Source organism: Streptomyces sp. NPDC107517 (assembly GCF_055582645.1).
Genome location: NZ_JBVJPM010000005.1, coordinates 385,327 through 399,632, shown reverse-complemented (window position 1 = coordinate 399,632; position 14,306 = coordinate 385,327). Strand labels below are relative to the sequence as shown.

General features: G+C 69.8%; 12 protein-coding genes. 3 read left to right on the top strand and 9 right to left on the bottom strand.

The features are described 5' to 3' along the window. Positions 1-79: 79 nt before the first annotated feature. From ruvX to ACZ67T_RS15305, 4 genes are read right to left on the bottom strand one after another with little or no spacing between them, the layout of a single operon-like run. A complete protein-coding gene (gene ruvX, locus ACZ67T_RS15320; protein WP_469984273.1) occupies positions 80-544 on the bottom strand; it encodes a Holliday junction resolvase RuvX in 465 nt (154 codons plus the stop codon). Next, the gene (alaS, locus tag ACZ67T_RS15315; RefSeq protein ID WP_469984272.1) at positions 544-3,213 is read right to left on the bottom strand and encodes an alanine--tRNA ligase; all 2,670 of its coding nucleotides are present in this window, start codon (positions 3,211-3,213) and stop codon (positions 544-546) included. The genes ruvX and alaS overlap by 1 nt, the downstream gene beginning before the upstream one ends. Further along, complete coding sequence (locus ACZ67T_RS15310) at positions 3,213-3,572, bottom strand: DUF6167 family protein (RefSeq protein ID WP_116503396.1); 360 nt, start codon at positions 3,570-3,572, stop codon at positions 3,213-3,215. The genes alaS and ACZ67T_RS15310 overlap by 1 nt, the downstream gene beginning before the upstream one ends. 6 nt (positions 3,573-3,578) lie before the next feature. Continuing rightward, a complete protein-coding gene (locus tag ACZ67T_RS15305; RefSeq protein WP_469984270.1) occupies positions 3,579-4,049 on the bottom strand; it encodes a DUF948 domain-containing protein in 471 nt (156 codons plus the stop codon). 147 nt (positions 4,050-4,196) lie between these two features. Between ACZ67T_RS15305 and ACZ67T_RS15300 the strand changes: the two genes are divergently transcribed. Further along, positions 4,197-6,398, top strand: coding sequence for an ATP-binding protein (locus tag ACZ67T_RS15300; RefSeq protein WP_469984269.1), 2,202 nt, complete (start codon positions 4,197-4,199; stop codon positions 6,396-6,398). 30 nt (positions 6,399-6,428) lie between these two features. Here the strand turns inward: ACZ67T_RS15300 and rpsD are convergent, their stop codons facing one another. The 5 genes from rpsD to ACZ67T_RS15275 all read right to left on the bottom strand — a co-directional run bounded on the left by rpsD (position 6,429) and on the right by ACZ67T_RS15275 (position 11,887). Then, on the bottom strand, positions 6,429-7,043 hold the full coding sequence (gene rpsD, locus ACZ67T_RS15295; RefSeq protein WP_100597404.1) for a 30S ribosomal protein S4: 615 nt from the start codon (positions 7,041-7,043) through the stop codon (positions 6,429-6,431). 542 nt (positions 7,044-7,585) lie between these two features. After that, a complete protein-coding gene (locus tag ACZ67T_RS15290; protein ID WP_469984267.1) occupies positions 7,586-8,971 on the bottom strand; it encodes a replication-associated recombination protein A in 1,386 nt (461 codons plus the stop codon). Positions 8,972-9,041: 70 nt separating this feature from the next. Next, on the bottom strand, positions 9,042-9,683 hold the full coding sequence (locus ACZ67T_RS15285; protein WP_469984265.1) for a vitamin K epoxide reductase family protein: 642 nt from the start codon (positions 9,681-9,683) through the stop codon (positions 9,042-9,044). Positions 9,684-9,901: 218 nt separating this feature from the next. Beyond that, complete coding sequence (hisS, locus tag ACZ67T_RS15280) at positions 9,902-11,164, bottom strand: histidine--tRNA ligase (RefSeq protein WP_469984264.1); 1,263 nt, start codon at positions 11,162-11,164, stop codon at positions 9,902-9,904. Positions 11,165-11,176: 12 nt separating this feature from the next. After that, entirely contained in the window at positions 11,177-11,887 is a 711-nt protein-coding gene (locus ACZ67T_RS15275; RefSeq protein WP_469984262.1) for an MBL fold metallo-hydrolase, read from the bottom strand. A gap of 216 nt (positions 11,888-12,103) precedes the next feature. On the opposite strand from ACZ67T_RS15275, the gene ACZ67T_RS15270 reads away from it, so the two are divergent. Next, positions 12,104-12,916 (top strand): peptidylprolyl isomerase, encoded by an 813-nt coding sequence (locus ACZ67T_RS15270; protein ID WP_469984260.1) that lies wholly within the window; start codon positions 12,104-12,106, stop codon positions 12,914-12,916. A gap of 134 nt (positions 12,917-13,050) precedes the next feature. Next, positions 13,051-14,283: a DUF349 domain-containing protein gene (locus ACZ67T_RS15265; RefSeq protein ID WP_469984259.1), complete on the top strand. Its 1,233-nt coding sequence runs from the start codon at positions 13,051-13,053 to the stop codon at positions 14,281-14,283. Positions 14,284-14,306: the final 23 nt, after the last annotated feature.

The following is a 14,306-nucleotide window of genomic DNA, read 5'->3' as shown; positions in this document are numbered from 1 at the left end:
GGGCAACCGTTCCGCCTCTTGATGCTGTGCGGCAGCTGTTCGAACGCCGCCGATCGCGCGGAACGTTACCGTATCGCGATCAGATGACCACTTCGACGCCCTCGCCCGGAGCTTTACCTGACGCCCGTTCGGACTCCAGTGCCTGCTGGAGGATGATGACGGCGGCCGCCTGGTCGATGACAGACCGGCCCTTTTTGGACTTCACGCCCGAGGCCCGCAGCCCCTGACTGGCCGTCACTGTGGTCATCCTCTCGTCCACGAGCCGCACGCCGACGGGTGCGATCCCGGCGGCCAGCTCCTGGGCGAACGCGCGGACCTTGGCCGCGGCCGGCCCCTCGCCCCCCTTGAGGGAGCGAGGCAGTCCGACGACGACCTCGATCGGTTCGTACTCCTCCACGAGTTGCCTGAGCCGCCGGTGGGCGGCCGGGACATCGCGTCCCGGCACGGTCTCCACCGGTGTGGCGAGGATCCCGTCGGGGTCGCACGAGGCGACCCCGATCCGGGCGTCCCCGACGTCGATCGCGAGCCGGCGGCCGCGTCTCATCAGGCGGTTTCCGCGACGAGTCGCTCGACCGAGGCCACAGCGTCAGCGATGGCGGCCGGGTTCTGGCCGCCGCCCTGGGCGACGTCCGGCTTGCCGCCACCGCCGCCGCCGAGGGTCTTGGCGGCCGTGCGGACCAGGTCGCCGGCCTTCAGACCGCGCTCGCGGGCGGCCTCGTTCGTGGCGATGACCGTCAGCGGCTTGCCGTTGACCGTCGTGAACAGGGCCACCACGACCGGGCGTCCGCCCTGGATGCGGCCACGCACGTCGAGAACCAGCTTGCGCAGGTCGTCGGCGCCGGTGCCGTCCGGGACCTGGCCGGTGACGAGCGCGATCCCGCGTACGTCGGTGGCGCCGGCGGCGAGACCGGCGGCGGCCTGGAGGACCTTCTCCGCGCGGAACTTCTCGATCTCCTTCTCGGCGTCCTTGAGCTTGCCGAGCATCGTGGAGACCTTCTCCGGCAGCTCCTCCGAGCGGCCCTTGAGCAGCTCGGTCAGCTGGTTGACGACCGTGTGCTCGCGGGCGAGGAAGTTGTACGCGTCGACACCCACGAGGGCTTCGATGCGGCGGACGCCCGAGCCGATGGACGACTCGCCGAGCAGCTTCACCAGGCCGAGCTGGGCGGTGTTGTGCACGTGCGTGCCGCCGCACAGCTCCTTGGAGAAGTCGCCGATGGTGACGACGCGGACGCGCTCGCCGTACTTCTCGCCGAACTCGGCGATGGCGCCCTGCTTCTTGGCGTCGTCGATGCTCATGACCTCGGCCATGACGTCCAGCTCGCGGGAGAGCACCTCGTTGATCTTCTGCTCGACGTCCGTCATCACGGCCGTGGGCACGGCGGACGGGGAGCCGAAGTCGAAGCGGAAGCGGCCCGGCTGGTTCTCGGAACCGGCCTGGGCGGCCGTCGGGCCGAGGGCGTCGCGCAGCGCCTGGTGCGTGAGGTGCGTGGCGGAGTGGGCGCGGGCGATGGAGCGGCGGCGCGTGATGTCGATGAGGGCCTGGGCCGGGGCGCCGACGGTGACCTCGCCGACCTGGACGACGCCCTTGTGGACGTAGACGCCCGGGACGGGCTTCTGGCAGTCGCGGATCTCGATCACCGCGCCGTTGTCCAGCTTGATGCGGCCGGTGTCGCCGATCTGGCCGCCGCCCTCGGCGTAGAACGGGGTGCGGTCGAGGACGACCTCGACCTCGTCGCCCTCGGAGGCGGCCGGGGAGGAGACGCCGTTGACCAGCAGGCCGACGATCGTGGACTCGCCCTCGGTCGACGTGTAGCCGATGAAGTCGGTGGCGCCGGCGGCGTCCGCGATCTCGCGGTAGACGCCGACGTTGGCGTGGCCGGTCTTCTTGGCCTGGGCGTCGGCCTTGGCGCGCTCCCGCTGCTCCTTCATCAGGCGCCGGAAGCCGTCCTCGTCCACGGACAGGCCCTGTTCGGCGGCCATCTCCAGGGTGAGGTCGATCGGGAAGCCCCAGGTGTCGTGGAGCAGGAACGCCTTGTCGCCGGCGAGGACCGTGCCGCCCGCGGCCTTGGTGTCGATGACGGCGGTGTCGAGGATGTTCGTGCCGCCCTTGAGGGCCTTGAGGAAGGCGGCCTCTTCGGCGAGGGCGACGGTCTCGATGCGCTTGCGGTCGGTGATGAGCTCCGGGTACTGCTGGCCCATCGTGTCGATCACGACGTCGGCGAGGTCCTTGACGACCGGACCGGTGGCGCCCATGAGGCGCATGTTGCGGATGGCGCGGCGCATGATGCGGCGCAGGACGTAGCCACGGCCCTCGTTGCCGGGGGTGACGCCGTCGCCGATGAGCATCACGGAGGTGCGCATGTGGTCGGCGACCACACGCATCGACACGTCGGTGTCCTGCTTCTCGCCGTACCGGACACCGGTGAGTTCGGTGGCCTTGTCCATGACGACGCGCAGGGTGTCCGTCTCGTACATGTTCTGTACGCCCTGCAGGATCATGGCGAGACGTTCGAGACCGAGACCGGTGTCGATGTTCTGCGACGGCAGGTCGCCGAGGATCTCGAAGTCCTCCTTGCCGATGCCGGCGCCACGCTCGTACTGCATGAAGACCAGGTTCCAGATCTCCACGTACCGCTCGTCGTTGACGGCCGGGCCGCCCTCGACGCCGAACTCGGGGCCGCGGTCGTAGTTGATCTCGGAACACGGGCCGCAGGGGCCGGGGACGCCCATGGACCAGAAGTTGTCCTTCTTGCCCAGGCGCTGGATGCGCTCCTTGGGCACGCCGACGACCTCGTGCCAGATGCGCTCGGCCTCGTCGTCGTCGAGGTAGACCGTGATCCAGAGCTTCTCGGGCTCAAGGCCGTAGCCACCGTCCGCCACGGAGCTGGTGAGCAGCTCCCAGGCGTACTTGATGGCGCCTTCCTTGAAGTAGTCGCCGAAGGAGAAGTTGCCGCACATCTGGAAGAACGTGCCGTGGCGGGTCGTCTTGCCGACCTCTTCGATGTCCGGCGTGCGCACGCACTTCTGCACGGAGGTGGCGCGCGGGGCGGGCGGCTTGACCTCGCCGAGGAAGTACGGCTTGAACGGGACCATGCCTGCGGGGACGAGCAGCAGAGTCGGGTCGTCCGCGATGAGCGACGCCGAGGGCACGACCTTGTGGCCACGCTCCTCGAAGAAGCTCAGCCAGCGGCGGCGGATTTCAGCCGACTCCATCAGTGGTCCTCATTCCGGTTGTACGAGTACGTCGTGTTCTCGAGGTACTTGGGGTTGTTCTTCACGTGGTTGTTCTTCACGTGGTTCTCGATGACAGCGAAGCGGCGCTGCGCGGGGAGTTCGGCGTCCACCGGGGCGTTGAGGCCCAGAGCGTCGTCGAGTTCGGCCTCGCGCTCGGCCATGCCGTCGCGGACGTCGAGCGCGAAGTCCTTGAGGCGGTGGCCCGCCTCGATCGCCTTGTTCGCGGCCTGCGCGGCGAGGCTCTCCGGCGTGAGCTTCTTCAGCTTGCGGTTGACCTTGGTGGTGGCCCATACGCCGGCGGCTGCGCCCGCGGTGAACCAGAACGTACGGCGGAACATCGCTGCTCAGTCCCTCTTATTCGGGTTGTCCCGCGTGGCCCGCTTGCTGCGCCGCGCCGACGGGACGGCGCGGCCCACGATCACGGTACGGCGGGACGGCTTGGCGGGCGTTTCGGCTGCGGAGGCACCCGTGGACTTGCGACCGATCGCCCGGCGCACGCCGTAGCCGAAGGCGGCCACCTTGACGAGCGGGCCACCGAAGGTGGAGGCGACGGTGGAGGACAGCGCCGACGCGTTCGACGTGACCTCCTGGACGTCCGAAGCGATGGCGTCGACCCGGTCGATCTGCGTCTGTGCGGAACGCACGGCCGCGGAGGCGTCGGCAAGCAGCGGGACCGCCTGCTCGGTCACATCCGCCACGAGCTTGGTGGTCGCCCTGAGCGTCTGGGCCAGCCTCGCCAGAGCCACCGCGAGGAAGGAGACCAGGATCGCCCAGAAGACGGCCACCAGGATCCCGGCCACCTCTCCACCGGACACTTAGCACCGCTTCCTGAACATCGAAAAGTCGTCCCCCGAGCCTATCGCGCCGGGGTCCGCGCTCCGTACCGGATTACCGCTCGCCGCGGGCGGAGTTACGCGTACCGATTGTACGGAATGCTTACGCATGAGTACGCTCCGTACTTCATGCGACGCGAACTGCGCCCAGCCGACAGGCCCAAGGGTTCCACCCCGCCCGGCAACCTCCCCCTCCAGCTCAACCGCTTCGTCGGTCGGGCCGATGAACTCGCGGAGCTCACGCGGGCTCTTGAGGCGGCTCGCCTGGTCACCGTGACCGGCGCCGGCGGCGTCGGCAAGTCCCGCTTCGCCGAGAGAGCGGCGGCCACGGCCGTTGAACACCTGGGCTGCGACGCGGTCCGGCGGGTGGACCTCGCCACGGTGCGCGAGCCGAACCTGGTCGAGTACGCGCTGGCCGCGGCCCTCGAACTGACCGACCACACGAGCCGCCCGCAGCGCGAGGTCCTTCTGGACCACCTCGGACAGCGTCAACTCCTGCTTGTCGTCGACGGGTTCGAGCATCTCGTCGACGCGTGCGCCTCGCTCGTGACCGAACTGCTCGGCGCGGCGCCCGGGCTGCGGATCCTCGCGGTGGGGCGCAGGCCGCTGTCCGTCGCGGGGGAACGTGTCTTCCCGCTGGCGCCGCTCGGTACGGCGGACGCGGCGGAGCTCTTCGCCGACCGGGCCGCCGCGCTGCTGCCCGGCTTCGCCCTGGACGACGGGAACCGGACGGACGTCGTCGAGGTGTGCCGGCGGCTCGACTGTCTGCCGCTCGCGGTGGAACTGGCGGCGGGGCGGCTGCGGGCGCTGTCGCCCGCGGACCTGCTCGGCCGGCTCGACGACCGGTTCGGACTGCTGACGGGCGGCACGCGCGGGGCGCTGCCGCGGCATCAGACGCTGCGGACGGCGATCGGCTGGAGCCATGAGCTGTGCACGGCGCAGGAGCGACTGCTGTGGGCGCGGCTCTCGGTGTTCTCCGGGCAGTTCGACCTGGACGCGGCGGAGTACATCTGCAGTGGGGACGGGCTGCACGCCGAAGCGGTCCTCGATGTGCTCTCCGAGCTGATCGCGCAGTCCGTGGTGATCCGCGAGGAGGCGGACTCCGCGGTGCGCTACCGGCTGCTCGACACGGTCAGGGCGTACGGCGCGGACTGGCTGGAGGTGTCGGGCGACACCGCGCGGATGCGACGCCGTCACCGCGACTGGTACATGGGCCTCGCCACGTGGTGCGAGCTGGACTGGTTCTCGCCGCGGCAGGCGCAGGTGGCGGCACAGATCGGCGCGGAACTGCCGAATCTGCGCGCCGCGCTGGAGTTCTGTCTGACGGAGCCGGGCGAGACGCATCTGGGGCAGTACCTCGCGGGCACGCTGTGGTTCTTCTGGGCGGGCTGCGGCCGCCTGTCGGAGGGGCGGCACTGGCTGGAGCGCAGTGTGGAGCTCGACGCAGAGGGCGAGGACGGCGGCTACGCCCGATCCCGGCTGAAGGCGCTGTGGGTGCTCGGCTATGTGGCGATCCTCCAGGGCGACACGGTGCCCGCGCTCGCCGCGCTCCAGGAGTGCCGCGACGAGGCGGGACGTGTCGGCGACGCCACGGCGGTCGCGTACGCGGAGCACCGCAGGGGCTGCCTGGCGCTGGTCACGGACGATCTGCCGCGCGCCGAGGAGCTGCTGCGGACGGCCCTCGCCAGCTACCGGGAGATCGGTGAGCTGAACAGCAGCGTGCTGATGGGCCAGGTCGAGCTGGCGATGGCCGTGGCGTTCCGGGGAGACCTCGCCGCGGCGGTCGAGCTGTGCGAGGACGTGCGGCTGATCTGCGAGGACCACGGCGAGCGGTGGACGCTGGCGTACGCGCTGTATGTCCTGGCGTATGCGGAGTGGACCAAGGGCGATCTGGTGCGGGCGCGGCAGCTGCTGCGCGAGTGCCTTGTCATCGGGGACACGTTCGACGATCTGCTGGGCACGGTCCTGACGATCGAGCTGCTGGCGCTCGTCACGGTGACGGAGGGGGACGCGGGCGAGGCGGCGCTGCTGCAGGGCGCGGCGGGCCGGATCTGGCCGTCGGTGGGGCTGCCGCTGTTCGGCTCGGCGCACTACAACGCGCCGCACGAGCGGTGCGCGTCGGACGCCCGGGCGATCCTCGGCGACACGCGGTTCGAGTCGTTCGTCGCGGCCGGGGCCCGCCTTGAGCCCGGAGAGGCGGTTCAGCGGGCGCTCAGGCGGGACACCGCAGCGCGGCCGGTGGTGCCGGGGCCGCGCGCCGCGCATCCGGCCCCGGAAACGCGCGAACCCGTCGTCTCCCCGACCGTGCAGGGCGGGGAGACGACGGGCTGAAACGCAGGAAGTGCTACGTCCGCCGGATGATCAGCGGGCGTAGTACTCGACGACGAGCTGCTCGTCGCAGATCACGGGGATTTCCTTGCGGTTCGGGTCACGGTCCAGACGGAAGGCCAGGGCCTTCAGGTTGACCTGGAGGTAACGCGGGATCTCGCCGTCGGGGGCGAAGCCACCCTCACGCGCGACCTGGAACAGCGGCTTCTCGCGGCTGCGCTCGCGGACCATCACGACGTCGTCGGGACGGACACGGTACGACGGCTTGTCGACCTTGCCACCGTTGACCTCGATGTGGCCGTGAACGACCATCTGGCGGGCCTGGTAGATCGTGCGGGCGATGCCCGAACGCAGAACCAGGGCGTCGAGACGACGCTCCAGCTCGATGACCAGGGCCTCACCGGTCTTGAGCTGCGTCTTGGCGGCACGCTCGTAGGCGCGGACGAGCTGGCGCTCGGACACGTCGTACTGCGCGCGCAGACGCTGCTTCTCCAGCAGACGGACCTTGTAGTCCGAGTTCTGCTTGCGGCCGCGGCCGTGCTCGCCCGGCGGGTAGGGGCGGGCCTCGAAGTACTTGACGGCCTTCGGGGTCAGCGCGATACCGAGGGCACGCGACTTCTTGACCTTGGGGCGGGACTGGTTCGTCATGAACCAAACACCTCATTGTTCTGTGTGGATACGGCTTCACCAGGGTTAAGGGAGGTCGCATCCGCAGCCGGGGAAACCCGCCTTGTCCTTGCGGACGGGGCAGGCAGCCGCTCCCTGGTCTGGGCACATACGTGCAGCACGCGAGTGGCCCACCGACCGCTTCCCGGAAGCCCGGGATGGTGGTGGGCTGCCCGCGACACCTATCGACGGTGCGCGACGCTCCTGGATCCCCATGCCTTGCGGCGTCGGGGTTCCGGCTGCATGTCCCGCTCTGGTGGTGCCGGCCGGAGCCGGACGCGAGACGCAGCGCTTCCGAGAGTTTACAGGGTGGCGAGCAGTGCCGCGGACCGTGGTCACGCGGGGCACGTGGCCGGCGGATCCCGGAGGGCCTGCTTTCCACTTGTCGGGGGTCTTGCTGCTCTTGTCGTAGTCGGGTCGGTCTGCTTGTCGGTGGCCGGCACACGGCGGACAGGAGGAGCGCTGCGGTGGCGCTCCAGGCTGCTGTGCCACGGCGCGGGGCGCAGGCCCGGACACAGACGGCGTCAGCTGTCCGCCGCGCCCGGCTGCTCGCCGGTGAGGCGCTCGCGGACGCGCTCGGCCACGTCCGCGTACCGGGCCTCCGCCCCGTACCGGGTGGGCTGGTAGTAGCGCTTTCCCTTGACCGCGTCCGGCGCGTACTGCTGGGCGGCGATGCCTCCGGGGACGTCGTGCGGATAGACGTACCCCTGGGCGTGGCCGAGCTTGGCCGCGCCCTTGTAGTGGCCGTCGCGCAGATGGGGCGGGACGGGGCCGGCGAGGCCCTTGCGGACGTCTTCCATGGCGGCGCCGATCGCCGTCGTCGCCGAGTTCGACTTCGGGGCCAGGGCCAGGGCTATCGTCGCGTGGCTCAGAGTCAGCGCCGCCTCGGGGAAGCCGATCATCGCGACGGCCTGGGCTGCCGCGACGGCCGTGGGCAGCGCCGTCGGGTCCGCGAGGCCGATGTCCTCGCTCGCGGAGATCATCAGGCGGCGGGCGATGAAACGGGGGTCCTCGCCCGCCTCGATCATGCGGGCCAGATAGTGCAGGGCAGCGTCCACGTCAGAGCCGCGGATGGACTTGATCAGGGCGCTCGCGACGTCGTAGTGCTGGTCGCCGTCCCGGTCGTACTTGACCGCGGCGCGGTCGACGGACTCCTCCAGGGTCTGGAGGGTGATCTCCTTCTCCTGCTTGGCGAGGGCCGAACCCGCGCCCGCCTCGAGGGCGGTGAGAGCCCGGCGCGCGTCGCCGCCCGCGATGCGCAGCAGGTGGCCCTCGGCCTCATCGGGGAGCGTGACCGCGCCGCCGAGACCGCGCTCCTCGGTGAGCGCCCGCCTCAGCAGTGCGCGCAGGTCGTCGTCCGTGAGGGATTCGAGGGTCAGGAGCAGGGAGCGGGACAGGAGCGGCGAGATGATCGAGAAGTACGGGTTCTCGGTCGTGGCCGCGATGAGCGTGACCCAGCGGTTCTCGACGGCCGGCAGGAGGGAGTCCTGCTGGGCCTTGCTGAAGCGGTGGATCTCGTCGAGGAAGAGGACGGTCTCCTTGCCGTGGCCGCCGAGCGCCCGGCGGGCGCCGTCGATGACGGCCCGCACTTCCTTGACGCCCGCGGTGATCGCGGAGAGCTCCACGAAGCGCTTGTTCGTCGCCTTGGAGACGACGTACGCGAGCGTCGTCTTGCCGATGCCGGGCGGGCCCCAGAGGATCACCGACGAAGGCCCGGCGGGGCTGTACCCGCCGTGGGCTCGATCGCCCTCCCCCACGAGGCGGCGCAGGGGTGAGCCCGGCTTCAGCAGATGTTGCTGGCCGACGACTTCATCGAGGGTGCGCGGGCGCATCCGGACGGCCAGAGGACTGCTGGACGGGTCCTTTTCCTGGCGGTCTTCGGCTGCGGCGGTGAACAGGTCGGGCTCCACGTCGAAAACCCTATGTCACCCCACTGACAATCCCGTCCGGCCCCAAGAAGCGGGAACCCCGGCCGGCGGCTCAGCTGGTCCAGAAGTCCCACCAGCGGGTCAGGATCAGTATCCCGATGATCCCGACGTGCAGCACGGGAAGGACCCACGTGAACTCGCCGAAGAACGACCGCAGCCACGACGGCGCGGGCAGGAACCCGTGGCGCACGTTGAACGACGTCACGTACCAGAACATGACGATCGTGGCGACCCACGCCAACGAGCACCACAGGCACAGCGAGTTGATCCGGTACAGCGACTGGAACTGCAGCCACGTGCAGAACCCGACCCCGAACAGCGTGCCCGCGTTGAACGTCAGCCAGTACCAGCGCGGGAACCGCGCCCGCCCCAGCAGGCTCATCCCCACACAGATCACGACCGCGTAGGCCGCGAGCCCCAGCATCGGATTCGGGAACCCGAACGCCGACGCCTGCTCGCTCTTCATGATGTTCCCGCACGACACGACCGGGTTCAGACTGCAGCCCGGCGTGAAGTTCGGGTCCTCGAGCAGCTTGAACTTGTCGATCGTGATGACCCACGCCGCGAGCAGCCCCGCCGCACCGGTGATCACCAGAAGCAGCGCGAAACCCAGGGATCCCCCGACGCTGCGGGGGGCGCCCGCTCCGTCGCCGGTGGAAGAGGCGCTGTCGCTTGCCGTGGTCGTCTTGCTCATCACGCCGTTCCGTCGCTTGAGGTGGTGGCCTGCTGGCCCCTCATTCTGCCGCACGCTCCTGAGTGTCCACCGTTCGATGGACATAAGCATGTACGGCCGACGGCCCCCAAGCGTTCGCTGCGACGGGGCTCTGCCTGACAGGACGACACACACGGCACGAACAGAGAAGGAGCGGGTCACTCGCGTGACCCGCTCCTTCGTCCGTCCCCGAGGCCCGGCTACGCCAGCTTGCCCTTCAGGACGGTCACGATCTCGTCGACCGCCACCGCCTCCTGTTCGCCCGACTCCATGTCCTTGAGCTGGACGACGCCGTCGGCGAGGTCGCGTTCGCCGGCGACGACGGTGAAGCGGGCGCCGCTGCGGTTCGCGTTCTTCATCGCGCCCTTGACGCCCTTCCCGCCGTACGAGAAGTCGGCGGAGACGCCGGCCCGGCGCAGCTCCGTGACCTTCGAGAAGAGGACGCGGCGCGCCTCGTCGCCGAGCGGGACCGCGAACACGCTCGTGGTGGCGGGGAGTTCGAGCTCCACGCCCTCCGCCTGCAGCGCCAGGACCGTACGGTCGACGCCGAGCGCCCAGCCGACGGACGGCAGCGACGGGCCGCCGATCATCTCGGAAAGGCCGTCGTAGCGGCCGCCGCCGCCCACCGCGGACTGCGAGCCGAGACCGTCGTGGACGAACTCGAAGGTGGTGCGCGTGTAGTAGTCGAGCCCGCGGACCAGCTTCTCGTCGTCCTCGTAGGCGACGCCCTCGGCGGTCAGGAGTTCACGGACCTGCTCGTGGTATGCCTTGCAGCCGTCGCACAGGTAGTCCCGCAGCGAGGGCGCGCCGACGAGCTGCTTCTGGACCTCGGGGCGCTTGTCGTCGAGGACGCGCAGCGGGTTGATCTCGGAGCGGCGCAGGGTGTCCTCGTCGAGGTCGAGACCGCGCAGGAAGTCCTGGAGCGCGGCGCGGTAGACCGGCCGGCACTCCTTGTCGCCGAGCGAGTTCAGCAGGATGCGGAAGTCGCGCAGCCCGAGCGAGCGGTACGCCTGGTCGGCCAGGATGATCAGCTCGGCGTCGAGTGCCGGGTCCTCCGCGCCGATCGCCTCGGCGCCGACCTGCGAGAAGTGCCTGTAGCGGCCCTTCTGGGGGCGCTCGTAGCGGTAGTACGAGCCCGAGTACCAGAGCTTCACCGGGAGGTTGCCGGCCTTGTGGAGGTTGGCCTCCAGGGCGGCCCGCAGCACGGACGCGGTGCCTTCGGGCCGCAGGGCGAGCTTGTCGCCGCCCTTGGTCTCGAAGGCGTACATCTCCTTGGTGACGATGTCGGTGGACTCACCGACACCGCGCGCGAACAGCTCGACGTTTTCAAAGCCGGGCGTCTCGACGTAGCCGTAGCCGGAGTTCCTCAGCGGGGTGGCGATGGCGTCGCGCACCGCGAGGTACGTCGCGGAGTCGGGGGGAAGCAGGTCGTACGTGCCCTTGGGGGCCTGAAAGGTGCTCACGGAAGTCTCTCGTCACATTCCTCGTCGGGGAGCCTCGAAGGAGGTTCCCTGGCCGGCGGCCACCTGCCGCAGATACGGGTTGGTGGCGCGCTCCTGGCCGATGGTCGTCTGGGAGCCGTGCCCGGAGAGCACCACGGTCCGGTCGTCGAGCGGCAGGCACACGCGTGCCAGCGATTCGAGCATGTCGTCCATGGAGCCACCGGGCAGATCGGTGCGTCCGATGGAGCCGGCGAAGAGCAGATCCCCGGAGAAGAACACGGACGGGACGTCCGCGCTCTCGGGCATCGTGAAGGTCACCGACCCCTTGGTATGACCCGGCGCGTGCGCCACGGTCAGGTCGAGACCCGCCAGCTTCAGTTCGGCGCCGTCGCTCAGCTCCCGCACGTCGTCGGGCTCCCCCACGGTCAGCTCACCCATCAGCGGCATGCCGATGGAACGGCCGAGCGCCTTCTCCGGATCGCTCATCATGTAGCGGTCGGAGGGGTGGATCCACGCCGGAACGTCATGGGCCCCGCACACGGGGACGACGGAGGCGACGTGGTCGATGTGGCCATGCGTGAGGATGACGGCGACCGGCTTGAGCCGATGCTTCTTGAGCGCGTCCTCGACCCCCTGGGAGGCCTGGTGGCCGGGGTCGATGATCACGCACTCCTCACCCGCGGCGGGGGCAACCAGGTAACAGTTGGTGCCCCAGGCCCCGGCGGGGAACCCGGCAATCAGCACGATCGTCCTTCGTATGTCGTCCGGCGGAAGTGTGTCCGCAGAAGAATGCGGCAGATCAGAGCCTACCGGCGCTGCCGATTCCACAGCTAACCCATATACGGTACGGGGCACACAGCAGGCGGTCGTAACAGGTCCAGTTCAGACCTGGTTCGTCCCGTTCGGATCACTTCGGATCGGTTCGGAATCAGGTCTCGCGACGTACGAGGAGTAGACCCGGTGGTCAGCAACGATCAGCGGCGGCGGCAGCTCGCCCGGGAGAAGTTCTTGCGGCAGCAGCAGCGGCGGGAGTCGGCGCGGCGCAGGGCGCGCACACGCAACACTGTGATCGCGTCGGCGTTGGCCGTGGTCGTGGTGGCGGGCGCCGGCGCGTTCGCCGCCGGGGCCTTCGACGGCAAGGACAAGAAGGACTCCGCGGCCTCCGAGCCGAGCGCGAGCCCCTCCAAGGCCGCCGACCCGTGCGAGAAGCCCGCCGCGGGCAAGGTGGAGCCGCTCAGCTGGAAGAAGGAGCCGGCTCTCACCATCGACAAGTCGGCCGACTACACGATGAACCTCGCGACGACGTGCGGCGACATCGGCATCGACCTCAAGGCGAAGGAAGCGCCGCACACGGTCAACTCCTTCGACTTCCTCGCCGGCAAGGGCTTCTTCGACCACACGAAGTGCCACCGGCTCACCACCAGCAACATCTACGTCCTGCAGTGCGGCGACCCGAAGGGCACCGGCGCGGGCGGTCCGGGCTACACGATCCCGGACGAGAACCTGAAGGACAAAAGCCTGAAGGGGAACGTGTATCCGGCGGGCACGATCGCGATGGCGAACACGGGTCAGAAGCACACCGGTGGCAGCCAGTTCTTCCTCGTGTACCAGGACAGTCAGTTGCCGCCGAGCTACACACCGTTCGGGACCATTTCCGATTCCGGCATGAAGGTGCTCAAGAAGATCGCCGCCGCAGGTGAGAGCACCGGGCAGGGTGACGGCGCCCCGAACGCCACCGTCGTGATCGACAAGGCGACCGTGAAGAAATCCTGACCGCCGGCGGTGAAATTTCGGTCGCGCGGGATGCGGACAGCCGCCCCGCCGGTCGCCTATGTTGGCCGTGACGAAACTGTGGACGATGCCCGGGGCCCCAAGGCGCCCCGCAGGCATCATGTGGAGGAGGCGCTGTGAGCAGCGACCCGTGGGGCCGCGTCGATGAGACGGGGACCGTGTACGTGCGTTCGGCCGACGGCAGCGAGCGTGAAGTCGGTTCGTGGCAGGCAGGCTCTCCTGATGAGGCCCTCGCCTACTTCAAGCGCAAGTACGACGGCCTGGTCGTCGAGATCGGGCTCCTCGAGCGCCGGGTGCAGACGACCGACCTGTCGGCGAAGGACGCCACGACCGCCATCGAGCACCTGCGCGAGCAGGTGACGGATGCGCACGCCGTCGGCGATCTGGAGGCTCTGGGCAAGCGCCTGGACAAGCTCGTCGAGACCGTCGACGCGCGCCGCGAGGAGCGCAAGGTCCAGAAGGCGAAGCAGTCCGACGAGGCGCGGCACGCCAAGGAGGCCCTGGTCACCGAGGCCGAGGAGTTGGCCCAGAGCGAGCAGTGGCGCGCGGCCGGCGAGCGGCTGCGGGCGCTGGTGGACACCTGGAAGGGTCTGCCGCGTCTGGACCGCAAGTCGGACGACGAGCTGTGGCACCGCTTCTCGCATGCGCGCTCGGCGTTCTCGAAGCGACGCAAGGCGCACTTCGCCTCGCTGGACGCGCAGCGCGAGGACGCCCGCCAGGCCAAGGAGAAGCTGGTCGCCGAGGCCGAGTCGCTGTCCGGCTCGACCGACTGGGGAACCACGGCCGCCCGGTACCGCGAGCTGATGACGGACTGGAAGGCCGCGGGCCGCGCCCAGCGCGAGCACGAGGACGACCTGTGGAACCGCTTCCGCGGCGCCCAGGACGTGTTCTTCGCGGCGCGCAGCTCGGTCTTCGCCGAGCGGGACGCCGAGCAGGGCGAGAACCTCAAGCTCAAGGAGGAGCTCGCCGACGAGGCCGAGAAGCTCCTGCCGATCGGGGACCTGAAGACGGCCCGCGCCGCCTTCCGCTCGATCAACGAGCGCTGGGAGGCCATCGGCCACGTGCCGCGCGACGCGCGTCCGAAGGTCGAGGGCCGGATGCACGCCGTGGAGCGGGCCCTTCAGGAGTCCGAGGAGACCGAGTGGCGCCGGACGAACCCGGAGGCACGTGCGCGTGCCGAGGGGCTCACCGGTCAGCTGCAGGCCGCGGTCGACAAGCTGCGGGGCCAGATCGACACGGCCCGCGCGCAGGGCAACAACGCGAAGGCCGACAAGCTGCAGCGCGAGCTCGACGGCCGTCAGGCGCTGCTCGACCAGGCGCTCAAGGGCCTGCACGAGTTCGGCGGCTGAGCAGTCATCGCATGAGAGGAAGG

What these genes read in the sequence shown, in the direction of transcription:
- alaS (WP_469984272.1), bottom strand. Translation starts at nt 3,213, where the DNA reads ATGGAGTCGGCTGAAATCCGCCGCCGCTGGCTGAGCTTCTTCGAGGAG.
- ACZ67T_RS15300 (WP_469984269.1), top strand. Translation starts at nt 4,197, where the DNA reads ATGCGACGCGAACTGCGCCCAGCCGACAGGCCCAAGGGTTCCACCCCG.
- ACZ67T_RS15310 (WP_116503396.1), bottom strand. Translation starts at nt 3,572, where the DNA reads ATGTTCCGCCGTACGTTCTGGTTCACCGCGGGCGCAGCCGCCGGCGTA.
- ACZ67T_RS15285 (WP_469984265.1), bottom strand. Translation starts at nt 9,683, where the DNA reads ATGAGCAAGACGACCACGGCAAGCGACAGCGCCTCTTCCACCGGCGAC.
- ruvX (WP_469984273.1), bottom strand. Translation starts at nt 544, where the DNA reads ATGAGACGCGGCCGCCGGCTCGCGATCGACGTCGGGGACGCCCGGATC.
- rpsD (WP_100597404.1), bottom strand. Translation starts at nt 7,043, where the DNA reads ATGACGAACCAGTCCCGCCCCAAGGTCAAGAAGTCGCGTGCCCTCGGT.